Origin of the sequence: Labrys sp. (in: a-proteobacteria), from assembly GCF_047605565.1 — a bacterium.
Lineage (GTDB): Bacteria > Pseudomonadota > Alphaproteobacteria > Rhizobiales > Labraceae > Labrys > Labrys neptuniae.
Window position 1 is genome coordinate 40,161 of the sequence record NZ_JASGFM010000025.1, and the last position, 21,533, is coordinate 61,693.

Consider the following 21,533-nt stretch of genomic DNA (forward strand, 5'->3'; position numbering starts at 1 on the left):
TGATTGCGCCCACGCTCAATTTCAGCCGCGAGGAATATGCCGAGCGCCTGGCCAAGACGCGAGCCGCCATGTCCAAGGCGGGCATCGATCTGCTCGTCGTCACCGACCCTTCGAACATGCACTGGCTCACCGGCTATGATGGCTGGTCCTTCTATGTCCATCAATGCGTTCTCGTCGCGGGCGAGGGAGAACCGGTCTGGTTCGGCCGGGGACAGGATGCCAACGGTGCCAAGCGTACCGCCTGGCTCGCTCACGACAACATCGTCGGCTACCCCGATCACTATGTGCAATCTACCGAACGCCATCCGATGGATTACCTCTCGGGCATCATCGAGCAGCACGGCTGGGCCAAGGGCACGATCGGCGTCGAGATGGACAATTACTGGTTCAGCGCTGCGGCCTATGCCTCGCTGGTCCGGCATCTGCCCAATGCCCGCTTCAAGGACTGCCTGTCGCTGGTCAACTGGCAGCGGGCGATCAAGAGCCCGACCGAGATCGACTATATGCGCAAGGCAGGCCGCATCGTCGAGGCGATGCACCGGCGCATCCTCGACAAGGTCGAGCCCGGCATGCGCAAGAGCGATCTCGTCGCCGAGATCTACGATGCCGCCATTCGGGGCGTCGACGGCTTTGGTGGCGACTATGCCGCCATCGTGCCGTTGCTGCCGTCGGGCGAGGAGGCCTCCGCGCCGCATCTGACCTGGAACGACCTGCCGATGAAAACCGGGGAGGGCACGTTCTTCGAGATCGCCGGCTGTTACAGGCGCTATCATTGTCCCCTGTCGCGCACCGTCTTCCTCGGCAAGCCGACCCAAGCCTTCGTCGACGCCGAGAAGGCCACAGTGGAGGGAATGGAGGCCGGCCTCGCGGCGGCCAGGCCCGGCAACACCTGCGAGGACATCGCCAACGCCTTCTTCGCCGTGCTGAAGAAGTACGGCATCGTCAAGGACAACCGCACCGGCTATCCGATCGGCCTGAGCTATCCGCCGGACTGGGGCGAGCGCACCATGAGCCTGCGGCCGGGCGATCGCACCGAGCTGCGGCCCGGCATGACCTTCCATTTCATGACAGGCCTCTGGCTTGAAAACATGGGCCTGGAGATCACCGAAAGCATCCTGATCACTGAAAAAGGCGTGGACTGCCTCGCCAATGTGCCGCGCCAACTCTTCGTGAAAGCATGAACGCCGCTCCGAACCCGCGCCCGTCACCGATCAGCGCCAGCGTCGATTTCGACGCTGACGGCATTCAGCACGGCCATCTGCGCCTGCCCTGGAGCCGGGATGACTCCGCCTGGGGATCGGTGATGATCCCCGTCACCGTGGTGAAGCAGGGCGAGGGGCCGACGGCTCTGTTGACCGGTGCCAATCACGGCGACGAATATGAAGGGCCGATCGCCCTGTTCGACCTCGCCCGCACGCTGCGGGCGGAGGCGGTGAGCGGGCGCGTCATCATCGTGCCTGCCTTGAACTACCCCGCCTTTCGGGCCGCCAGGCGCACCTCGCCGATCGACAAGGGCAATCTCAACCGCAGCTTTCCCGGGCGCCCCGACGGCAGCGTCACCGAGAAGATCGCCGACTATGTCACGCGCTGCCTGCTGCCTCTGGCCGACATCGTACTCGACTTTCATTCGGGCGGGCGGACGCTCGATTTCCTTCCCTATGCCGCGGCCCATGAACTGCCTGACAAGGTGCAGGAAGATCGCTGCTTTGCCGCCGTGGCGGCTTTCTCGGCACCCTGGTCGATGCGCATGATCGAGATCGACGCCGTCGGCATGTTCGACACCATCGCCGAGGCGGCGGGCAAGGTCTTCGTCACCACCGAGCTTGGCGGCGGCGGCACCGCGACGGCACGCTCGGCCGGCATCGCCAAGCGCGGGGTCGCCAATCTGCTCAAACATGCCGGCATCCTGGCCGGGCAGCCCGAGATCGGCGAGACACGCTGGCTCGACATGCCCTCGTCGGATTGTTTCGGCTTCAGCCCGGAAGAGGGACTGGTCGAGTTCCTCAAGGATCTCGGCGAGCCCATCGCCAGGAACGAAGTTATCGCCCGTATATATCCAATCGGCCGTACCGGTTCCTCGCCCTATGAACATCGGGCAGCGCTGGATGGCCTGCTGGCGGCCCGCCATTTCCCCGGCCTGATCAAGGCCGGTGACTGCCTCTCGGTGATCGCAACCATCGAGGACCACGCCTGACAATCGACAAGGACCTGCCGGAACCAACCGGGCAGGCAATCACACCAGACAGGAGAATGAGATGATGAAACTGCCCCGACTTGCCGGCCTCGCCGGATTGGCTCTCGCCATGAGCGTGGCCAGCGTTCAGGCCACCACCCTCGAAGAGGTCAAGAGCAACGGCTTCGTCCGCGCCGTTACGGCCAACGAGGTTCCCTACGGCTTCACCAAGGAAGACGGCACGGCCGCCGGCATCGGTCCGGAAGTGGCCATTGCCGTTCTGAAAAAGATGGGCGTCAGCGAGATCGCCTGGACGGTCGCGCCCTTCGGCACCCTGATCCCCGGCCTCAAAGCGCGGCGCTATGATTTCGTGGCGGCCGAGCAGAACATCTCCCCCGATCGCTGCAAGCAGGTCGCCTTCACCGAACCCAATTCCAGCTATGGCGAAGGCCTGCTGGTCAAGGCCGGCAATCCCAAGAAGCTGACCACCTATGCCGACATCGCCAAGGATCCCTCGCTGAAGGTCGCGGTGGTCTCGGGCGCCAACAATATCGACTTCCTTCGTGCCGTCGGGGTCAAGGACAGCCAGGTCGTCTTCATCCAGGCCAATGCCGACGCCATCGCCACCGTGAAGAGCCGGGCTGACGCCTATGCGGCCACCGAGCTGACGGTCGCCAGCCTCGCCAAGGGGCAGACGGAGGTGGAACAGGTCAAGCCCTTCACCGACCCGGTCGTCAACGGCAAGCCGGTGCGCAACTATGGCGGCTTTGCCTTCCGCCCGGAGGACAAGGACCTGCGCGAGGCCTACAACGCCGCGCTGGTGGAGTTCCGCAAGAGCGACGAATACAAGGCGATCCTCACCAATTACGGGCTGAGCGAGGCCAGCATCAAGGCCGCTGCCGAAAAGAAGGTCGCGGATCTCTGCGCGGGTAAATGACGACTGAACCGTCCAGCCCATCTCCGAGAGTTCGCCAATACACGTAGAACGATCGCCAGATGAGGTGCGTAATCCTTCCCCGGTTTCGGGGAAGGTGTCGCTGCACAGCAGCGACGGAAGGGGGAGAGTGGCACTGAGAGGGCCATTGACCCGTAAGGCCGCACCACCCACCCCCATCCGGCCCGGCTTTGCCGGTCCACCTTCCCCGAAGTCGGGGAAGGATTCTCGTGCTCTATCTTGAGAGCTGAGCCTTCGCGCGCACGCTGGCCCGTGGAGGCAATGGCAAGGCCCATGAGTCCGGGCGTACAAAACCGACGAGGGAGCCTCATGCACTGGATCTCCTATCTGCCTGCCCTTGGCCGGGGGGCGCTGATCACCGCCGAGATTACCCTGGCCTCGCTGGCGATCGGCGCCTTCCTGGCCTTCCTGGCCGGGATCGTCAGGGTCGAGGGCGGCCGCATCCTGTCCATCATCGCGCTTTGCTATACCGAGCTGTTCCGCGGCACCTCGCTCTTGGTGCAGTTGTTCTGGTTCTATTACGCCCTGCCTCTCGTCGGTTTTTCCTTCTCCCCGGTGTCCACGGGCATTCTCGTGCTCTCGATGCATGTCGGCGCCTATGGCTCGGAAATCGTGCGGGCCGGCCTCAAATCGGTGCCGCAACAGCAACATGAGGCAGCGCGGGCCCTGAATTTCGGTCCGGTGCACAAATTGCTGCACATCACGCTGCCCCAGGCCATCGTCGAGATGATGCCGGCCTTCGGCAATCTCGCCATCGAGACCTTGAAGCTCTCGTCACTGGTGTCCTTCATCTCGATCGCGGACATGACCTTCCGCGCCCAGACCCTGCGCAACCTGACCCAGGACAGCACGACGATCTACACCCTCACTCTCGTCGGCTACTTCCTGATGTCGCTGGTGATCATGGTTGCCATGCGCTTCCTGGAACGCCTGGTGCGCCGCGGCGGCGCCTTTCCGAAGGCGGTGCACTCATGATGTACGGTTTCGAATGGGATCCCTCGACGCCGCTGACCTATGCGCAGTCGATCCTGCCGATCCTGCTCATCGGCCTCACCGTGACGCTGCAGGCCGCTGCCGCAGGTTTTGCCATCGCCCTTGTCCTCGGCCTCGTCTTCGCCCTGATGCGGCGCAGCCGCTTTGCCGTGGTGAGCTGGGGGACCGCCTTCGTCGTCGAGTTCCTGCGCGATACGCCCCTCCTGGTGCAGCTCTTCTTCCTCTATTACGTCCTGCCCGACTACGGCATTGCCTTGCCGGCCTTTCTGACGGGCGCTATAGCGCTCGGCCTGCAATATTCGGCCTATACCTCGGAGGTCTACCGCGGCGGCATCGAAGCAGTGCCGCGGGGCCAATGGGAGGCCGCCACCGCGCTCAACATGTCGCGCTGGCAGCTCTACCGGAACGTGATCATCCCGCAGATGGTGCCGCGCATCCTGCCCACCATGGGCAACTACCTGATTGCCATGCTGAAGGAAACGCCGGTGCTCTCGGTGGTGACCGTGCTGGAAATGCTCGGCCTCGCCAACATGATCGGCGAGAATACCTTCGAATATCTGGTGCCGCTGAGCATGGTCGGCATCCTCTTCCTCATCCTTACCCTGGTCTGTTCCGCCGGCGTCCATCGGCTGGAAAGGGCCTTGCCGAAAGCAGGGATACCGATGCGATGACCGCAAACGCCCAATCCGACATCATCCGCTTTTCCAATGTCAGCAAGCGCTTCGGCACGCTGACAGTTCTGCAGGATTTCGACTTCACCGTCGCGCCGGGGGAGAAGGTTTCGCTGATCGGCCCCTCGGGATCGGGCAAGACCACGGTGCTGCGCATCCTGATGACGCTAGAACCCTTTCAGGACGGCACGCTGGAGCTCGGCGGCATCGGCTATCACGAGCCCGGCGGCCACGGCCCCTTCAAGGCCAGCGAGCGGCATCTGCGCCAGATCCGCACGCAGGTCGGCATGGTGTTCCAGAGCTTCAACCTGTTCCCGCATATGACCGTGCTGCGCAATGTGGTGGAAGCGCCCATCGCCGTGCTCGGCCTGAAGCGGGAGGAAGCGGAGTGCCGGGCCCTCGATCTGCTCGGCATGGTCGGCATGGCGGACAAGAAGGATCATTTCCCCAGCCAGCTTTCCGGTGGCCAGCAGCAACGCGTGGCCATCGCCCGGGCCCTTGCCATGCGCCCCCGCGTCCTGCTGTTCGACGAGCCGACATCGGCCCTCGATCCGCAGCTCGTCGGCGAGGTCCTCGGCGTGATCCGTTCGCTGGCCAGCGAGCACGATCTCACCATGCTGCTGGTGACCCATGAAATGCGCTTTGCGCGCGAAGTCTCCGACCGTGTCTGCTTCTTCGACAAGGGACGCATCGTCGAGCAGGGCGAGCCCGAGCGCATCTTTTCCAATCCCGAACAGGCGCGGACGCGCGAGTTCCTGCAGTCGGTGCTGTGAGCGGCGTCTCAGGATGATAGGCCCCAAATTTGAGCGGCGTCAGTCCTTCACCCTCCCCTGCAGGGGGAGGGTCGGCCTGCAAGGCCGGGGTGGGGTGAAAATACACCGACTTCTGGAATGTGAGCGGCCCTAATTGTTGCGAGAGGGACACCCCACCCCGACGCTTCGCGTCGATCCACCCCTCCAGGGGAGGGTAAAGGCCATAGTCGAAAGAAACGGCCGATAATCTATCGGTGCGGCCCAGCAAATACCGAGGCTTTGACGGTGAGGAAGGGGGCGAAGCGAGACATTCTCACGGCGGCTCGGGCTAGCCTTGCAGACATGACGCCACCGGAGTTTCTTCGATGATCGCCACCGCTCTGAAACAAATCGGCCATCCTGCGCTCGGCCGGCTGAACGACCGACGACTACTCAGGGAACTCGCCTATATCGACGGCCGCTGGGTCGGGGGACGGCAAGCCGCGAGCTTCGAGCTGAAGGATCCCGGGTCGGGTGCCATTCTTGCCCATATCGCCAGCTTGAGGCCTGAAGAGACGGGCAGGGCTGTTGATGCCGCCGCCCGAGCCTTCCCGGCCTGGAAGGCCTTGCCACCTCAGGAACGCGCCGCCCGCCTGCGCGCTTGGCACCAGCTCATCCTCGCCGCCCGTGAGGACCTGGCTTTGCTGATGACGCTGGAGCAGGGCAAGCCCCTGGCCGAAAGCCGCGGCGAGATCGACTATGGCGCTTCCTTTGTCGAATGGTATGCGGAAGAAGCCAAGCGCGTGAATGCCGAGAGCGTGACCAGCCACCTTCCCGGGGCGCATATGCAGGTTTCCCGCGAGCCGCTCGGCGTGGCGGCCCTCATGACGCCCTGGAACTTTCCCTCGGCCATGGTAACGCGCAAGGCCGCGGCGGCCTTGGCGGCCGGCTGCACGGTCGTGCTCCATCCCTCCTCCTATACGCCGCTCTCCGCACTGGCGCTCGCCGAGCTCGCCGAACGGGCCGGCTTGCCCGCAGGCGTCTTCAACGTCGTCACCGGCGAGGCAGCTCCGATCGCCAGGCGCCTATGCGAGGATACCCGCGTGCGGGTGGTCAGCTTCACAGGCTCGACCGAAATCGGGCGCCTGATCGCGGCGCAATGTGCGCCCAGCGTCAAGCGCCTGGTGATGGAACTCGGCGGCAATGCGCCTCTCATCGTCTTCGGTGACGCCGATCTGGATCGTGCAGTCAAAATTGCCGTCGATGCGAAATTCGCGACCTCCGGCCAGGATTGCCTGGCGGCCAATCGCATCTTCGTGCAGCGCTCGCTCTATCCGGCCTTCTGCGAGGCGTTCAGCCACCGCGTCGCCGCGCTCAAGCTCGGGCATGGCCTCGAAGAGGAAACTGACATAGGTCCGCTCATGCATGAACGGGCCGTCGCCCGCACCAAAGAGCGCATTGCCGATGCCTTGCAGCGAGGTGCTCGCAAGTTGACGGGTGGCGACATTGAGGCCGGATCACTCTTCGTGTCACCGACCGTCCTCGCCGACGTCCCCGATGACGCCCTGATCATGCGCGAAGAGGTCTTTGCGCCGGTTGCCAGCATCACGCCCTTCGACGACGAGGACGAAGTGGTGGCGCGCGCCAATGCCACGGAGTACGGCCTCGTCGCCTATGTCGTTACCGAAAATGCCGGCCGAGCCCTGCGCCTCAGCCGCGTGCTGGAATACGGCATGGTGGCCGTCAACCGCGTGAAACTGACGGGTGCGCCCATCCCCTTCGGCGGCGTCAAGCAGTCCGGCATGGGGCGCGAAGGCTCACGCCATGGCCTCGAAGCTTTCACCGATCTCAAATATACCTGTCTCGACCTCGCCTGAAAGGAGCCGACATGCTCGACCGCGCCGTTTCCGACAATGAACTCACCGCCTGGGATCGCGATCACTTCTTCCATCCCTCGACTCATATGGCCCAGCATGCCCGCGGCGAAACGCCGAACCGCATCATCACCGGTGCCGAGGGGGTCTACATCACCGATCGCAACGGCAAGAGCAGCCTCGACGCCTTTGCCGGCCTTTATTGCGTCAATGTCGGCTACGGCCGCACCAAGATCGCCGAGGCGATCGCCGAGCAGGCGGCGCAACTGCCCTATTACCATGCCTATGTCGGCCATGGCTCCCAACCCTCGATCACCCTGGCCAAGATGATCATCGACCGGGCCCCCAAAGGCATGAGCCGGGTCTTCTTCGGCCTGTCGGGCTCGGATGCCAACGAGACCAACATCAAGCTGGTCTGGTACATCAACAATGTACTGGGCCGCCCCGAGAAGAAGAAGATCATCTCGCGCTGGCGCGGTTATCACGGCTCGGGTTTGATGTCGGGCAGCCTGACAGGCCTTGCCGCCTTCCACAATCTGTTCGACCTGCCCAAGCCGCCGATCCTGCACACGGAAGCGCCGTATTATTTCCGCCGGGAGGACCGTTCGCAGAGCGAGGAGCAATTCGCCGATCATTGCGCCGCCAAGCTCGAGGAACTGATCCTCGCCGAGGGGCCGGATACGATTGCCGCTTTCATCGGCGAACCCGTGCTCGGCACCGGCGGCATCGTGCCGCCACCGCGCACCTATTGGGAGAAGATCCAGGCCGTCCTCACCAAATACGACATCCTCCTGATCGCCGACGAGGTCATCACCGGCTTCGGCCGGCTCGGCTCGATGTTCGGCTCGGATCATTACGGCATCAAGCCGGACCTGATCACCATCGCCAAGGGGCTGACGTCGGCCTATGCACCTCTTTCCGGCGTGATCGTCTCGGAGAAAGTCTGGCGCATCCTCGAAAAGGGCTCGGACGAGTTCGGCCCGATCGGCCATGGCTGGACCTATTCTTCCCACCCGCTCTGCGCTGCGGCGGGCGTCGCCAATCTCGAACTCGTCGACGAGCTCGACCTGGTCGCCAATGCCGGCAGCGTCGGCGCCTATTTCAAGCAGGCTCTCACCGACGCGCTTGGCGCGCATGCCCATGTCGGCGAGATCCGGGGTGAGGGGTTGATGGCGGCCGTCGAATTGGTCAGGGATCGCGACGACCGCGTCTTCTTCGACGTGTCCGAGAAGGTCGGCCCCCGCGTGGTCGCTGCCATGCTGGAGAACGGCGTGATCGGCCGCGCCATGCCGCAGGGCGACATCATGGGCTTTGCGCCGCCGCTCTGCCTCACGCGCGAGGAGGCCGACGTCGTGGTGTCGGCGGCGGCCAAGGCCGTGAAGTCGGTGCTGGGCTGAACACGCCTGAAACCGGAGGACGTTTCCTGGCCCGCAGGCGTCTCGCCTGCATCCTGGAAACGTCGCACTTGTGGGGGAGGGAGATGCAGGCGAGACGCCTGCGATCCCAGGGATCATTCCGGGAACTGATAGCCCGGCGTCGACTTCGAAAGCGCGATCTCCTCGGCATCCATTTCCGCCTCGATGCCATCGAACAAGGGTGTCGTCATATAGCGCTCGCCGGTATCGGGCAGCATGCAGAGGATGACGGAGCCGGCGGGCGCCTTCTCGGCGATCTGGCGGGCGACGGCAAAGGTGGCGCCGGCGGAAATGCCGACAAAGATGCCTTCCTTCTGGGCCAGGGCCTTGGCCCATTTCACGCCTTCGGCACCGGCGATCGGAACGAGCTCGTCATAGAGCTTGTTGTCGATCCCTTCCTGCAGCACCTTGGGGATGAAGTCCGGCGTCCCGCCCTGGATCGGATGCGGCTCGAATGCAGGATGGCCAACGGTCGGCGAACCATCGGCATCGCGTTCCTGCTTCTGGCCGCTGCCGACCAATTGGGCATTGGCGGGTTCGCACAGCACGATACGGGTATCGGGGCGTTCCCGGCGCAGCACGCGCCCGACGCCAACGGCGGTGCCGCCGGTGCCATAGCCGGTGACGAAGACGTCGAGCCGCTTGCCGGCGAAATCGTTGATGATCTCGCGTGCCGTGGTCGCCTCATGGATGGCGGCATTGGCCTCGGTCTCGAACTGATGGGCCAGGAACCAGCCATTGGCCTCGGCCAGTTCCACCGCCTTGCGATACATGCCGAAGCCCTTCTGGGCACGTGGCGTCAGCACCACCTTGGCGCCGAGCATGCGCATGAGCTTGCGGCGTTCGATCGAGAAGCTGTCCGCCATGGTGACGACCAGCGGATAGCCTTTCTGCGCACACACCATGGCAAGGCCGATGCCGGTATTGCCGCTGGTCGCCTCGACCACGGTCATGCCCGGCTTGAGCGCGCCGGTGCGTTCGCCATGCTCGATGATGCTCAGCGCCAGCCTGTCCTTCACCGAAGCGGCCGGGTTGAAGAACTCCGCCTTGACGTAGATCGTGGCATGATCAGGGGCGATGTTGTTGATCTTGATGACGGGTGTGTCGCCCACCGTCTCCAGGATGCTGTCGAAAAGGCGGCCGCGGCCGGATGTCGTTCTGGACTGGGACTGTTGGGTCATCTCACCTGCTCCTTGGCTTTCGGTTCGTCGCTTTTTGCAACCGCGTGATAGCATCGAGGCGTGAGCCGCTCGTGAAGAGGTCGAGAAAGCTCCGGAAAAGTGCTGATGTTTTCTCCGGTACCGGCTCAGCGCCCAGCGGATATGATCACCATCATCGGCCGATCGCGCTCTTCCGCAAGCGCGGAGTGCTGTGCCACCTGTTCTTCCGTCGGGCTCCATTCCACGACGCGCCTGATCGCGAAGCCGACGTCGATCAGGGTATTCAGCGTCGTCCCGAGGGTGCGATGATATTTGACGACGCCCTTGGCCAGCCAGTCGGTGGTGCGCTCGCCCTCCACGGAATAGCGATCGAGCGGCCAGATCCTCCGGCCCTCCTCATCGTGCTGCCAGCCCGGATGGCTCGGAGCCATGTAGATCGGGTGTTCGATGGAAAAGACGAAGCCGGAACCTGGCCGCAAGCTGTCATAGATAGTTTTGGCCAGGCGGCCGAAATCCACGACATAGTGGAAAGCCAGCGAGCTATAGGCGAAATCGAAATCGGCCGCCGGCAGTTCGAGGGTTTCGAGGTCGGCAATCCGGTATTCAGCCCTGGAACTCGCCGTCATCTCCCGGGCTCGCGCGAGCATTTTCTCGGAGAGGTCGAAGCCAAGCGTGCTCGCCGCCCCGTGATCGAGGGCCCATCGGCTGAACCAGCCGAATCCGCAGCCGAGATCGACCACGCGCTCGCCGGCGAGATCGGGGATCAGGGCTCGAATGTCCGGCCATTCCGGCGCTCCCGACAGGCCGTGGACCGAGCGAGGCAATTGGCTGTATCCGTCGAAAAATTCCTGACGGTCGTAAATGTTCTGCGCCATCCCAATCTCTTCCTTCAATATTCCTTGCAGGTGGCCGCTGCTCCATGCGCGTCGGAAAAGAAAGCGATGCCAGGACGGCTTCAGTTGCCGCTTTCGACCTCTGCCACGCAATTGGCCAGCAATTCGACGCCCCTCCTGATCTGGCGCACATCCAGGCTGCCATAGCCCATCACCAGGCCGGCTTGATCCGGCCTCGTCGCGCTGCCCGCGGCATAGAGTGGCGTCAGGGGGTGGAGACCGAGCCCGACCTGGCCGGCTTTCCGGATCAGTTCCCCCTCCAGGGCCGCCGGAATATGGCGGAACCATGCGATGATGTGAAGGCCCGCCTTGGCTCCCTCGACGGCAAGCCTGTCGCCGAAACACTGCCGCAGCCCTTCGAGCAGGGTATCGCGGCGTTCGGCCATGCGCCGGCGAATGCGCCGGATATGGCGTTCATAGGCCCCGGTCTCCAGGAGAGTGGCGAGGGCTTCCTGCTCCAAGGCCGGGCTGTGCCTATCCATGATCTGCTTGGCGTGCGTGAAAATGGCAGCGAGGCCGGAAGGGACCACCAGATAGCCGATGCGCAGGGTTGGGGACATGGTCTTCGAAACCGTGCCGAGATAGAGGACGTTCCGGCCGTGGCCCAGGCCATGAAGCGGCGGCACCGGATTGATGTCGTAGCGATACTCGCTGTCGTAATCGTCCTCGATCAGATAGGCGTCGCGCTCCTGGGCCCAGGCGAGCAAGCGGTGACGCCTGGCGATCGACAGCACGCTGCCGAGCGGAAACTGATGCGAGGGCGTGACATAGGCGAGCCGTGCCGCGGCGTTGTCGAGCCGCGAGGTGTCCAGTCCGTCCTGATCGGCCGGAATTGGCATGACCCTGGCACCGGCCGCGGCGAAAATGTCCCGAGCCATCCGATAGCAGGGATCTTCCACGATCGCACCATCACCGGGATCGAGCAGGAGGCGGCTGCACAGATCCAACCCCTGCTGGGATCCGTTGACGATGATGATCTGCTCGGCCTCGCAACGCAGCGCACGCGCCCGCCAGAGATAACCCTGCAGGGCCCGCCGCAATCGGAGCGAGCCGGCCGGATGGCCATAGGAAAGGCGATCCGGCCTTTGCGCCAGCGCCCCCAATATGGCGCGTCGCCAGATCGGCGTGGGAAAGTCCGACGCGGCAAGGTCGCCATAACGGAAATCGACGGCAGGCCGCGCTGCTGACGGAGGAGAGGCCGGTTGCTGGGCGAGGCGCGCGCCATAGCTCGACAGCGGCGGGGGCGCAGAGCTCGTCAACGCCGGCGATGACGGCGGTGTGCGGTCGAGAAGGGCGGCTACTTTCGGCCTGGCGCCCTGGCGGCTGCGAATGAAACCTTCTGCCGACAACTGCTCATAGGCCGAGGTGACGGTCGCGCGGGCTACGCCGAGTTCGGATGCCAAGGCGCGCGAAGAGGGCAGGGCACCCGCATCCCCATAGGTTCCCGCCAGGATCTGAGCCCGCAGCACGTCATAGATCTGCCTGGCTCCCGGACCCCGGACCTGTCGATCTTGCGTCATGACAACTGGTCTAGCCAAAATCACCCGAACTGGACGTTCTTGTTAAGCCAGTTTGCTCCTATCTTGACTGGAAACCAAGTCGAGTTTTCACGAGCCGAATTTTCACGAGTCCCCTACGATGTACATACCGCCCGCCTTCCGCGAAGACGATCCGGCCATCCTGCTTCGGCTGATGCGGGATACGCGCCTGAGCACCCTGGTGACCGCAACCGCCAACGGCCCGATCGGCACGCCCCTGCCACTGCTCTTCGACCCGGACGAAGGAGAGCATGGCACGCTCTATGGTCATCTTGCCCGGGCCAATCCGCAATGGCAGGCCGAGCCGATCGGCGACGCCATGGCCATCTTCATGGGCGCCGACGCCTATGTCTCGCCCAGTTGGTATGCCGCCAAGCGCGAACATCACAAGGTCGTGCCGACCTGGAACTACGAAGCCGTCCACGCCTATGGGCCGGTGGAATTTTTCGAAGATCCCGTGCGCCTGCTCGAGGCCGTCACCCGCCTCACCAATCTGCGCGAGGGGGCGATGGCCACGCCCTGGCAGGTTGCCGATGCGCCGCCGGCATTCGTCCAGGCACAACTGCGCGGCATCGTCGGGGTGCGGCTGGCAATCCGTCGCCTGGAAGGCAAGCGCAAGCTGAGCCAGAACCGGCCGGCTGCCGATCGGGACGGCGTGGCGCGCGCGCTCGCCGACAGCCCCGATCCGGCCGATCGCCGGATCGCCTCACTCATTCCCCTCGATCCGCTTTGATACGGCGGCGCGATACGAGACTGGATGCTTGAAATGAACGAACTTCACGCCGATGCGGCCGCTCTCGGCGAGACCGACATTGCCCGCTTCGGCCCCGATCCAAGGGCAAGTTTCGCTGCCAATCTCACCGAGGTCGAACGCAGGATCGAGGCGGCCAGCCTGCGCGCGGGCCGGCAGCCGGCCGCGGTGCGCCTTCTTCCCATCACCAAGACCGTGCCGGCTCCCGTGCTGCGGCTCGCCTTCGCCGCCGGTATCCGCGACTTCGGCGAGAACAAGATCCAGGAGGCGCAGAGCAAGCGCGACGACCTCGCCGACCTGCCGATCGCCTGGAGCATCGTGGGGCATCTGCAGACCAACAAGGTGAAATATCTCGCCCGTTTTGCCCGCGAGTTTCACGCCCTCGACAGCCTGCGCGTCGCCGAGATGCTGGACAGGCGCCTCGCCATCGAGGATCGCTTCCTCGACGTCTACGTCCAGGTCAATACCTCGGGCGAGGAGAGCAAGTTCGGCCTGCATCCCGATGCCATGCTCGATTTCGTCGACCGGCTCGAGGGCTTCGCGCGCTTGCGCCCCCGCGGGCTGATGACATTGGCGCTGTTCAGCGACGACATGGCCCGCGTGCGCCCCTGCTTTCGCTTGCTGCGGGCCCTGCGTGATCGAGCGGTAAAACGCAATGCGGCCTTGACAGAGCTCTCCATGGGCATGTCCGGCGATTTCGAAGCCGCGATCGAGGAGGGGGCCGACGTGGTTCGCGTCGGCCAGGCCATCTTCGGCAAACGCCCGACTCCCGACGGGCATTATTGGCCCGGCTTCGCGCCAGGCTAAGACATCGCGTCGAAAAGCGAGCACCGGTTCTCGGCAGGAAGGATCAGGCAACCGAATCTACACCGTTCGGGGCGTGAATCCGTCTATCTCAAGACGGAGTTCGAACATGCCTGCAGCGCTCGCCATCGCCCAAACCTATGTGGGCCCCTTTGCCGAGGAATTGGCCAAGCTCCAGAAAACCAATCCGATTGGCGACGCCAAACGCTGGCAGCAGGCCAAACATGACGCGATCGAGTTCCTGACCGATTGGGGTGACCAAGTGGCCGAACTCGGCTGGAGCGCCGATGACCTCTTCGGTCTGCACCCGACGGCACCGCTTGTACGTTATGACGTGATGGGGCTGATCTGGTTGCTGCAGGGACAGGCCGTGAGCGAGGTCACCGACCGGAGCGCCAGCCTCGGTGCGACGACCTTTTACAGGGCGGTACGATAGAACAGAGGACCTCTGGAATCACGCCGAAGTCACAGGCCGTCGACACACTCGCGCCAGTCAACGGCCACGACGATGAGGAGAGGTCGGCTGACGATAGTACCCCAATAGAACTCGCCCGGCGCATGAAGCGTCGGGCTTTTTTGTCGGGTGACTTGATTGGCGACATTGCTGCCGCGCGCAGACGATCACCAACGGTGATGCCGGCCACCATGCCTGCGCCAGCCGTCATGCCCGTGCCGTCCGCCATGCCGGCGCCAGCCTTCATGGCGACCGCGCCTCCAGCCCCGATGCAGGCCATTGTCGTGGTGCCGGCGCCAGCCATGCTTCCCCCAGCCATGCCAGCCGACCTGCTCGGCCTGCGTTGCGGCGGGAGTGCCCAGATGAACCGGAGCAAGGGCGGATGACGGTGCAACGCTGGCAGACAACGCGCCGACGGCAATCAGGGCAGCAAGAAGAAGCTTTTTCATTGAAAATCTCCAGTCGGATTTGACGACACTGACATTCCGTTACGTAATATGAATGGATGCTGAATGAATTTCATCATCCGTATCCAATCGCCTCGCCCAAATCCTATCGCGTCGCTGGTTTCCCGAACCAGGTTCCGAGGGCAGCCTCGAGGCCCCGTGCGTCTCCATTCCCGACCCAGGCGACGTGGCCGTCGGGCCGGATCAACACGGCGATTGGCGATGAGACCGGGCCGATCACGGGAAGCTCGCATATCCCTTCGAATCTCGCCTCGACCAGCGCGATGCGATCCGCCCATCCCGGAATGTCGAGGCTGCCGGGCACTCCGAGATCAAGCAGCACGGGCCGGGCATCGCGCAGGAGATCGAAAACTCGAACTGGCCCTTTGGCGCCGACCAGGTCGAGATCGGGCATGCGGCGGCCGAGCAGCGGATGCCCCTCACCGAGGTCGTAGTGAATGTCGAGGCCGGACATCATGGCGCCATACCAGATGCGTGGAGCATCCATTTGCATCACCGGCGCCATCATCTCGCGCAAGGCCTTCGTTCGTTCATCGCCGCGATTGAGAGCCGTGAGCGCGAGGGTGTGTTTCAACAGGGCTGCTCCCACCGGATGCCGTTCGGCATGATAGGTGTCGAGCAGGTCGTCCGGTGAGATGCCCTTGACCACCTGTGCCAGCTTCCATCCCAGATTGACGGCATCCTGCAGGCCGACATTGAGGCCCTGTCCGCCGACCGGAGAATGCACATGGGCGGCGTCACCGGCGAGCAGCACGCGTCCCTGCCGATAGGAAGCCGCCTGTCGGGCAGCGTCGGTGAACCTCGACAGCCAAGTGACGTCGTTGATGCCGAAATCCGACCCATAGGCGGCGGCAAGCGTCCCGCGGAGTTCGTCCACCGTGGGTTTGCTGCCTGGTTCGAGACGCTGCTCCGTCACGACGCCGCGGACGCGCTTGCCGTCCTCCAACCGGCCAAGGGCATAGACACCTCTTGCGCCATGGCGCATGCCGATGGGCGGTTCGTCCGCCATGTCGGCTTCGAAAATCAGATAGCTGATGTCGGGATCCCATCCGGGGAATTCGATCCCCGCCGTCTTACGGACAAGGCTGCGACCGCCGTCGCAGCCGGCAAGATATTGCGCCCGCATCGTCCGGCCATCGTCCAATCCGATATTTACACCGGTGTCGTCCTGCGTGAAGCCCGTCACCTCACAGCCCCGATAGACCGGCACCGCCAATTCGGAAACCCAATCGGCGAGAAGGCGCTCGATCTTGGCCTGCCACAGCGCGAGCGTGTAGTTGTGGCGGGTTGCACGGTCGCTGGCGTCCAGAACCGTTCCGGCAAACGGCACGACCCGATGCTTTTCGCCCTGTGCGACAAAGCGATCGGCGATGCCGCGCTGGTCCAGCACCTCGATCGATCGCGGATGCAACCCGCTTGCGCGCGAACCCTCGACGTCCTGAATTCAAGCGCCGTTCGACGATGGCGACGTCGACACCCGCCAGGGCCAGTTCACCCGCCAGCATCAACCCGGTCGGGCCACCTCCAGCGATGACCACGTCATGTCCGGACGAATACATCTGCCACCTCACGAAATCACGGTCGGGGCCCGTTTTCTACGCGATGACCGACATCTTGAAGCAAGAGGGGGCGGCGCCCTATATCAGAGTGGAAGGAGCGGCATTCGCCGAACACCGACAGGACGCCTGCGGATCCAGGCAGTTTCACCGCCCCCGATAGCGAACAGGACAGGGAAGCCAAGCGGCGCCGGGTAGGAATCTTCGTCCCGTCAGCGCAGCAACGGCCTCTCCGATCAGGCTCACTCGATGAAGTCGGTCGAACGGGAGACTTCTTCCCAAGCCACCATTTCCGCCTTCATCGCATCGATCTTGTCGCGGACGAGCTTGAGCGCATCGACCCCGAGATAGAGCCGGACTGGCGGGTTCTCGGCCGAGACGAGTTTGAGCAGCGCCTGTGCGGCCTTGGCGGGATCACCCGGCTGATTGCCGCTTTTTGCCTGCCGGGCGGCGCGGATCGGGTCCATGACCGCATCATAGGCGGCAAGACTGCGCTCGGAGCGAACCATCGAGCGCCCGGCCCAGTCGGTGCGGAACTGGCCCGGCGCCAACGCCGTCACATGGATGCCAAGAGGCTTCACTTCCTTGCCGAGTGCTTCGGAGATGCCTTCGAGGGCGAACTTGCTGCCGCAGTAATAGCTGATGCCCGGCATGGTGATGAAGCCTCCCATGGAGGTGACGTTGACGATATGGCCGGAACGCCGCGCCCGCATGCCCGGCAACACCGCCTTGATCATCGCGACCGCGCCGAACACATTGGCGTCGAACTGGCGACGCATCTCGTCCAGCGACGATTCCTCCAGGATACCCTCATGGCCGTAGCCGGCATTGTTGACGAGGACGTCGATGGGACCAACCTCGTCCTGCGCTTGGGCAACGGCCTTCGGAACGGCATCAAAATTCGTCACATCGAGCAGCATGGCATGCGCACGGCCCGGTGCAAGCACCATGAATGCCTGTGCCGCCTCCGCATTGCGGACCGTGCCGATCACCTGGTGCCCGGCTGCAAGCGCGCCTTCGGCAAAGGCTTTGCCCAGCCCCGAACTGACACCCGTAATGAGAAAGGTCTTGTTGTTGCTCATGGGAGCTCCTTTTGCAGCGCGCCATCTGGCTCGCCATATTATATCGTGAACTTAATTATATATCGTGATATAGCTTTTCAAGTGATGCTCGAAACAGGGAGTTGAAGCGGTCATGGCCGGAACGGAGCGACAGCCCCTCAGGGAAAGGAACAGGCAGCTTGCCCGGGAGGTCGTACTCGACGCCGCCGAGCGCTTGCTTGAAAAAGGCGAGACAGCGGATTTCTCGATGCGGGCGCTGGCGGCCGAGGCGGGCGTAGGGTTCGCAACGCCGTTCAATCATTTCGGCAGCAAAAATGCGATCATGCAGGCGCTTTCGGCCCGCCTGATCCAGCGGATGGCGACGCAATTCGGCGACGAGGCCCCCGCCGGTGACGCGATCGACCATGTGTTGGCAATGGGACGGATCAGCGTCGCGCTCCTGCTGGAGAAGCCGGACGTCCACAAGGCGGTGGTGGGATCGCTCGGCGTTGCCAATTCCGAGCCCGGTCCGGTGCGGCAGAACTCGCGGGAACTCTGGTTGCTGGCATTGGGGGATTTCGCTGGCATGACCGTCGAGACGAAGGCGCTTGCCCAGGCCGTGCTGGCAGACCAGCTTGCCTTCAATTTCCGGGGTTGCGTCTCGTTCTGGATCGCGGGCGAACTTCAAGATGAGGATCTTGATAGCGCTTTCCGGATTGGCGCTTCCACGCTTCTTCTCGGCTTTGCCAGCCCGTCGCGTCGCACCGACCTGATCGAGCAGATCAAGCGCTCCTAGGGGCCGTGGGACGATGCCCGGTCCATCAGGCGAGTGACTTGACAGCCACCCTACCAGAAGGTAGATAGTGAGTGCCTCACTTAGCGGACGGAATGAGGCATTTTTCATCCCCGTAAAGATCGGAAAATCGGCTGAGGGCTCCCCCTCGATCGGTCCGGCTCAACTTTGAAGGTGTGTGTTGAGTTTGCCTGCTCAACTACCTTCTAGTTGGAAGAAAAATAGGAGACTGAGATGTTTGGAATCTCTCCGATCGGCTGGGTGCATACACTCGGCAGCTTGCCCGCCATTCCGCTGGCTCTTTATATGCTTATTCGCCACGGGCGGATTGTACCTGGCTCGACATCCGGCATCATCTATTTCATCTCGATGGTCATCGGTGCCGCAACGGCATTTCTCGTTGCGCATCAGCCGGTGAGCTATGTCATCGGTGCGGCGACCATCATGTTGCTGGTCGCAGGCTATGGCGTTGGGCGGCTTCCGGGGCTGGAACGCACCAAGCGCTTCATCGAGACGATCTGCCTGAGCCTGACCGTCTTCCTGCTGATGGTGCCGACGGTCACCGAGACCCTGCGCCGTGTGCCGGACGGCCATCCCCTCGTCACCGACTTGAAGTCGCCACTCCTCCTCGGGGCTCAGGGCAGCCTTCTCGTCCTGCTCATCGTCGGCCTGACGGCCCAGATCGTCTATCTCCGCCGGCAGGGGAGGGTTGTGGCATGACAGCCTCGCTGGCGTGACGGCCATCGCTGACATGCAGCCCGGCAGGGCTAGGGCTTGCAGTCGACGCACCCATTAACCATCATTCCACAGCGCTCATCATGCCGTGACTGATACTATCATTTTTCAGAAACCGTTCATTTTTGTCTCGCTAGTTTGCTCCCCATAGCTGGGGGCGGCTTTTCTAGGAGAATATTATGAAAAAGCTTATTTGCGCCGTCGTCCTTTCCATTGCGGCACTTGGCGGAACAACTCTTGCTGCCTCGGCGGCGCCCCGGCATGACTGGCGGCATCCGGGTTTTGATCGCCACCACCATCGCCCGGTGTGCAAGGTCGTCAAGACCAAGACCTTCAAGCATGGCCGGCCGGTGTGGGTGACGCGGCGCGTCTGCCGATAAGGGCGCTTGCGCAGCGCCGGACGCAAACAAGACCCCTCTGGCCTCACGGGCCGGAGGGGCGGCAACCGGGATTATGAAACCCGGATACATGAGCGAAGTTTCTCACCGTTTCGCGGCGGGGCTCCGTGCCGACTGCCTTAGCCTGGCTGATCACCGTCGCTCACCTTGCAGGTCTATCCCGGGCTTGGCCCCGGCAATCTGCGAATTTGATTGCCATATCCGGCAGCCCGTCAAAATATTCCAGGAGATTTGGGCTGGAGGCTTGGCGGTATGGCGAGGATCATCTTCGGAATGAATCTGTCCCTGGATGGCTATGTCGACCACCAGGACTTCGCGCCGGATCCCACGCTCTTCCGTCACTGGATAGAGCATGTGCGTAATCTGGCGGGCAGTGTCTATGGCCGCCGCATGTACGAGGTCATGCGCTATTGGGATGAAGACCATCCTGAGTGGACCTCGGATCTCCGCGCTTTCGCGGCGGCGTGGCGTGGCCAGCCGAAATGGGTCGCGTCGCGCTCGTTGAAATCAGTCGGCCCCAACGCCACGCTTGTCGCGGAGGACATTGCGGCTCTGATAGGCCGGTTGAAGAGCGAGCTCGATGGGGAGATTTCGGTTTCAGGACCAGACCTGGCTCAAAGCCTGACCGATCTTGGCCTCATCGATGAATATCGCCTCTACTTCCACCCCATCGTGCTCGGTCGCGGCAAGCCGTTCTTTGCCGGCCCCCGGCCGCCGCTGCGCCTTGTGGCCAGCGACTTGATCGGCACGGATGTGATCCGGTTGACCTATGTGCCTGCCTGATCACACAACGCCCCCGGGGAATCGCGCCAGCGCATCGGGGCGATACTGTCCGCAAGTGGCGATGGTCGCGTTGAAGGCCGTTCGATGAAGCCAGGGGGGCGGCCATTCGAACCGGCATGCCTGGAACCAACGACGGGCGAGACTGTTTAGCTCTAGCTTTGGCATGACGCTCACATGCCCTTCGCCGGGTCACCGGCAATTTTGAAAGATGTGCATCATGAATATTTCGCCCAGATTTCGCACAATCGTCGCTGCGGTTGTCGCTACGGCCGGCATCGGCCTCGCCAGTTCCGCCCAAGCCGACAGCGGTACGATCCGCTTTTACGTCTACAAGGCCGCCTTCTTCGTGGGAGGCTCCGGAGGTGAGGGCACCTTGACCTTCCATGGTCGCCGCTATCCCATCTCCATCGGCGGCATCTCGGGCGGCCTCGCTTTCGGCGCGTCCAAGACTTATTTCCAGGGCAGGGTGCGCAATATTTACCGCGTCCGAGACGCGACAGGGGTCTATGGCGCGGCAGGCGGCGGCGGCGCCGTCGGCAAGGGCGCGCAGGTGATCGTCATGACCAACGGAAAGGGTGCCCAGCTTGAACTCCAGGGCAGGCAGGTCGGTCTGCAGGTCAACGCCGATGTCACCGGCCTGGCGATCTCAATGAAGTAAGGGCGATTGCAATGGCGGCCGTATCGGAAGATGGCGGGTATCTTTCGCTTTGCGTTCTATGACGGCCGCCAACTTTGTTCACCATGGCCCGCGAGCATCTTGCGGCCCGAACGTCGCAGTTCGCCGTCTCATTCAGCCGTTAGTGTAGCCGGACTTGGATAAGAGGTACGCGCGCCTATGCGTATTATCTATGGGGAAGCGGGCTGTTGCGTCCGTTTCCAAAGATAGAGAGCACCGGCCGCCAAAATGACGAAGCTCAGTTCCCAGGCGTAGAAGGCTGAACCTGCGCGCTCGAACGGAACCCAATTACCCGCTTCATCGATCTCAAACCGTTCAAGGCGAAAGGTATCCAATCCGACTAGGGCGGCTACGATGGCCGACAGCGCTGATATTTTATACTCCGCAGCAAGGAAGAATATGAGCGACATCGCGAAGATCGGATTTGCCAGCCAAGCCTCACATTCGAGAGTCATAGCTTTAATCCACCCCAACAATAACAAAAACAAACCATATAAGCTTGATCCATGGCCATGAATTGCAGGCAAACACAGGGCGAATGCATAGAAGGACAATGAAAGAATAGTTATAGAAAGTCGGATAATCATGCAGCCATTTTTGGCATATTTCAGATCTTCATGCATATGATACCTTGATGATTTGGCCGCAGATGCGCTTCCAAGTGGAAAAAGCA

At 63.0% G+C, this 21,533-nt stretch carries 22 protein-coding genes and 1 pseudogene; 16 read left to right on the forward strand and 7 right to left on the reverse strand.

The genetic code is table 11. The annotated features are described in order from the left end of the window. The first annotated feature begins 2 nt into the window (after positions 1–2). From doeA to QM672_RS20885, 8 genes are all read left to right on the forward strand, one after another. Positions 3–1,181: an ectoine hydrolase DoeA gene (gene doeA / locus QM672_RS20850; protein WP_415084910.1), complete on the forward strand. Its 1,179-nt coding sequence runs from the start codon at positions 3–5 to the stop codon at positions 1,179–1,181. Next, positions 1,178–2,194, forward strand: coding sequence for a N(2)-acetyl-L-2,4-diaminobutanoate deacetylase DoeB (gene doeB / locus QM672_RS20855; RefSeq protein WP_415084847.1), 1,017 nt, complete (start codon positions 1,178–1,180; stop codon positions 2,192–2,194). Before doeA ends, doeB begins: the two co-directional genes overlap by 4 nt. Before the next feature lie 64 nt (positions 2,195–2,258). After that, positions 2,259–3,110 (forward strand): ectoine/hydroxyectoine ABC transporter substrate-binding protein EhuB, encoded by an 852-nt coding sequence (gene ehuB, locus QM672_RS20860; protein WP_367623420.1) that lies wholly within the window; start codon positions 2,259–2,261, stop codon positions 3,108–3,110. 327 nt (positions 3,111–3,437) lie between these two features. Then, positions 3,438–4,103, forward strand: coding sequence for an ectoine/hydroxyectoine ABC transporter permease subunit EhuC (gene ehuC / locus QM672_RS20865; RefSeq protein WP_311938349.1), 666 nt, complete (start codon positions 3,438–3,440; stop codon positions 4,101–4,103). Beyond that, positions 4,100–4,792: an ectoine/hydroxyectoine ABC transporter permease subunit EhuD gene (ehuD, locus tag QM672_RS20870; RefSeq protein WP_311938350.1), complete on the forward strand. Its 693-nt coding sequence runs from the start codon at positions 4,100–4,102 to the stop codon at positions 4,790–4,792. Before ehuC ends, ehuD begins: the two co-directional genes overlap by 4 nt. Continuing rightward, positions 4,789–5,565, forward strand: coding sequence for an ectoine/hydroxyectoine ABC transporter ATP-binding protein EhuA (gene ehuA / locus QM672_RS20875; RefSeq protein ID WP_149255168.1), 777 nt, complete (start codon positions 4,789–4,791; stop codon positions 5,563–5,565). The genes ehuD and ehuA overlap by 4 nt, the downstream gene beginning before the upstream one ends. A gap of 344 nt (positions 5,566–5,909) precedes the next feature. Beyond that, entirely contained in the window at positions 5,910–7,400 is a 1,491-nt protein-coding gene (locus QM672_RS20880) for an NAD-dependent succinate-semialdehyde dehydrogenase (protein ID WP_415084850.1), read from the forward strand. Positions 7,401–7,411: 11 nt separating this feature from the next. Next, on the forward strand, positions 7,412–8,794 hold the full coding sequence (locus QM672_RS20885) for an aspartate aminotransferase family protein (protein WP_311938353.1): 1,383 nt from the start codon (positions 7,412–7,414) through the stop codon (positions 8,792–8,794). Between the two features lie 113 nt (positions 8,795–8,907). On the opposite strand, the gene QM672_RS20890 is transcribed toward QM672_RS20885, so the two are convergent. The 3 genes from QM672_RS20890 to QM672_RS20900 form a co-directional block, all read right to left on the reverse strand. Beyond that, a complete protein-coding gene (locus tag QM672_RS20890) occupies positions 8,908–9,993 on the reverse strand; it encodes a PLP-dependent cysteine synthase family protein (protein ID WP_415084852.1) in 1,086 nt (361 codons plus the stop codon). Between the two features lie 125 nt (positions 9,994–10,118). Further along, a complete protein-coding gene (locus QM672_RS20895; RefSeq protein WP_415084854.1) occupies positions 10,119–10,847 on the reverse strand; it encodes a class I SAM-dependent methyltransferase in 729 nt (242 codons plus the stop codon). 80 nt (positions 10,848–10,927) lie between these two features. Beyond that, positions 10,928–12,385 carry a PLP-dependent aminotransferase family protein gene (locus tag QM672_RS20900; protein ID WP_415084856.1) on the reverse strand — a complete coding sequence of 486 codons (1,458 nt, stop codon included), beginning with the start codon at positions 12,383–12,385 and terminating at the stop codon, positions 10,928–10,930. Positions 12,386–12,503: 118 nt separating this feature from the next. On the opposite strand from QM672_RS20900, the gene QM672_RS20905 reads away from it, so the two are divergent. The 3 genes from QM672_RS20905 (at position 12,504) to QM672_RS20915 (ending at position 14,394) form a co-directional block, all read left to right on the forward strand. Beyond that, on the forward strand, positions 12,504–13,136 hold the full coding sequence (locus tag QM672_RS20905; protein ID WP_415084858.1) for an FMN-binding negative transcriptional regulator: 633 nt from the start codon (positions 12,504–12,506) through the stop codon (positions 13,134–13,136). A gap of 33 nt (positions 13,137–13,169) precedes the next feature. Beyond that, positions 13,170–13,961, forward strand: coding sequence for a YggS family pyridoxal phosphate-dependent enzyme (locus QM672_RS20910; protein ID WP_415084860.1), 792 nt, complete (start codon positions 13,170–13,172; stop codon positions 13,959–13,961). A gap of 106 nt (positions 13,962–14,067) precedes the next feature. Further along, a complete protein-coding gene (locus QM672_RS20915; protein WP_415084862.1) occupies positions 14,068–14,394 on the forward strand; it encodes a hypothetical protein in 327 nt (108 codons plus the stop codon). A gap of 185 nt (positions 14,395–14,579) precedes the next feature. On the opposite strand, the gene QM672_RS20920 is transcribed toward QM672_RS20915, so the two are convergent. The 3 genes and pseudogenes from QM672_RS20920 to QM672_RS20930 all read right to left on the reverse strand — a co-directional run bounded on the left by QM672_RS20920 (position 14,580) and on the right by QM672_RS20930 (position 17,517). Then, positions 14,580–14,861, reverse strand: coding sequence for a hypothetical protein (locus QM672_RS20920; protein ID WP_311938362.1), 282 nt, complete (start codon positions 14,859–14,861; stop codon positions 14,580–14,582). Between the two features lie 103 nt (positions 14,862–14,964). Continuing rightward, positions 14,965–16,438, reverse strand: a pseudogene (locus QM672_RS20925) (FAD-dependent monooxygenase). Between the two features lie 239 nt (positions 16,439–16,677). Beyond that, the gene (locus tag QM672_RS20930; protein WP_415084864.1) at positions 16,678–17,517 is read right to left on the reverse strand and encodes an oxidoreductase; all 840 of its coding nucleotides are present in this window, start codon (positions 17,515–17,517) and stop codon (positions 16,678–16,680) included. A 112-nt stretch (positions 17,518–17,629) separates the two neighbouring features. Between QM672_RS20930 and QM672_RS20935 the strand changes: the two genes are divergently transcribed. The 5 genes from QM672_RS20935 to QM672_RS20955 all read left to right on the forward strand — a co-directional run bounded on the left by QM672_RS20935 (position 17,630) and on the right by QM672_RS20955 (position 20,842). Next, on the forward strand, positions 17,630–18,271 hold the full coding sequence (locus tag QM672_RS20935; protein ID WP_415084866.1) for a TetR/AcrR family transcriptional regulator: 642 nt from the start codon (positions 17,630–17,632) through the stop codon (positions 18,269–18,271). A gap of 231 nt (positions 18,272–18,502) precedes the next feature. After that, positions 18,503–18,988: a hypothetical protein gene (locus tag QM672_RS20940; RefSeq protein WP_068282915.1), complete on the forward strand. Its 486-nt coding sequence runs from the start codon at positions 18,503–18,505 to the stop codon at positions 18,986–18,988. A gap of 194 nt (positions 18,989–19,182) precedes the next feature. Continuing rightward, complete coding sequence (locus QM672_RS20945; protein ID WP_156771352.1) at positions 19,183–19,383, forward strand: hypothetical protein; 201 nt, start codon at positions 19,183–19,185, stop codon at positions 19,381–19,383. A gap of 270 nt (positions 19,384–19,653) precedes the next feature. Beyond that, the gene (locus tag QM672_RS20950) at positions 19,654–20,184 is read left to right on the forward strand and encodes a dihydrofolate reductase family protein (RefSeq protein ID WP_415084869.1); all 531 of its coding nucleotides are present in this window, start codon (positions 19,654–19,656) and stop codon (positions 20,182–20,184) included. Between the two features lie 217 nt (positions 20,185–20,401). Next, a complete protein-coding gene (locus QM672_RS20955; RefSeq protein ID WP_311938369.1) occupies positions 20,402–20,842 on the forward strand; it encodes a hypothetical protein in 441 nt (146 codons plus the stop codon). Between the two features lie 188 nt (positions 20,843–21,030). On the opposite strand, the gene QM672_RS20960 is transcribed toward QM672_RS20955, so the two are convergent. After that, on the reverse strand, positions 21,031–21,483 hold the full coding sequence (locus QM672_RS20960; RefSeq protein WP_415084871.1) for a hypothetical protein: 453 nt from the start codon (positions 21,481–21,483) through the stop codon (positions 21,031–21,033). Between the last annotated feature and the right edge of the window lie 50 nt (positions 21,484–21,533).

Bases quoted from the DNA above. Each gene is read 5' to 3' on its own strand.
- doeB (WP_415084847.1), top strand. From the start codon at position 1,178: ATGAACGCCGCTCCGAACCCGCGCCCGTCACCGATCAGCGCCAGCGTC.
- ehuB (WP_367623420.1), top strand. From the start codon at position 2,259: ATGAAACTGCCCCGACTTGCCGGCCTCGCCGGATTGGCTCTCGCCATG.
- ehuC (WP_311938349.1), top strand. From the start codon at position 3,438: ATGCACTGGATCTCCTATCTGCCTGCCCTTGGCCGGGGGGCGCTGATC.
- ehuD (WP_311938350.1), top strand. From the start codon at position 4,100: ATGATGTACGGTTTCGAATGGGATCCCTCGACGCCGCTGACCTATGCG.
- ehuA (WP_149255168.1), top strand. From the start codon at position 4,789: ATGACCGCAAACGCCCAATCCGACATCATCCGCTTTTCCAATGTCAGC.
- QM672_RS20880 (WP_415084850.1), top strand. From the start codon at position 5,910: ATGATCGCCACCGCTCTGAAACAAATCGGCCATCCTGCGCTCGGCCGG.
- QM672_RS20885 (WP_311938353.1), top strand. From the start codon at position 7,412: ATGCTCGACCGCGCCGTTTCCGACAATGAACTCACCGCCTGGGATCGC.
- QM672_RS20890 (WP_415084852.1), bottom strand. From the start codon at position 9,993: ATGACCCAACAGTCCCAGTCCAGAACGACATCCGGCCGCGGCCGCCTT.
- QM672_RS20895 (WP_415084854.1), bottom strand. From the start codon at position 10,847: ATGGCGCAGAACATTTACGACCGTCAGGAATTTTTCGACGGATACAGC.
- QM672_RS20900 (WP_415084856.1), bottom strand. From the start codon at position 12,385: ATGACGCAAGATCGACAGGTCCGGGGTCCGGGAGCCAGGCAGATCTAT.
- QM672_RS20905 (WP_415084858.1), top strand. From the start codon at position 12,504: ATGTACATACCGCCCGCCTTCCGCGAAGACGATCCGGCCATCCTGCTT.
- QM672_RS20910 (WP_415084860.1), top strand. From the start codon at position 13,170: ATGAACGAACTTCACGCCGATGCGGCCGCTCTCGGCGAGACCGACATT.
- QM672_RS20915 (WP_415084862.1), top strand. From the start codon at position 14,068: ATGCCTGCAGCGCTCGCCATCGCCCAAACCTATGTGGGCCCCTTTGCC.
- QM672_RS20920 (WP_311938362.1), bottom strand. From the start codon at position 14,861: ATGAAAAAGCTTCTTCTTGCTGCCCTGATTGCCGTCGGCGCGTTGTCT.
- QM672_RS20930 (WP_415084864.1), bottom strand. From the start codon at position 17,517: ATGAGCAACAACAAGACCTTTCTCATTACGGGTGTCAGTTCGGGGCTG.
- QM672_RS20935 (WP_415084866.1), top strand. From the start codon at position 17,630: ATGGCCGGAACGGAGCGACAGCCCCTCAGGGAAAGGAACAGGCAGCTT.
- QM672_RS20940 (WP_068282915.1), top strand. From the start codon at position 18,503: ATGTTTGGAATCTCTCCGATCGGCTGGGTGCATACACTCGGCAGCTTG.
- QM672_RS20945 (WP_156771352.1), top strand. From the start codon at position 19,183: ATGAAAAAGCTTATTTGCGCCGTCGTCCTTTCCATTGCGGCACTTGGC.
- QM672_RS20950 (WP_415084869.1), top strand. From the start codon at position 19,654: ATGGCGAGGATCATCTTCGGAATGAATCTGTCCCTGGATGGCTATGTC.
- QM672_RS20955 (WP_311938369.1), top strand. From the start codon at position 20,402: ATGAATATTTCGCCCAGATTTCGCACAATCGTCGCTGCGGTTGTCGCT.
- QM672_RS20960 (WP_415084871.1), bottom strand. From the start codon at position 21,483: ATGCATGAAGATCTGAAATATGCCAAAAATGGCTGCATGATTATCCGA.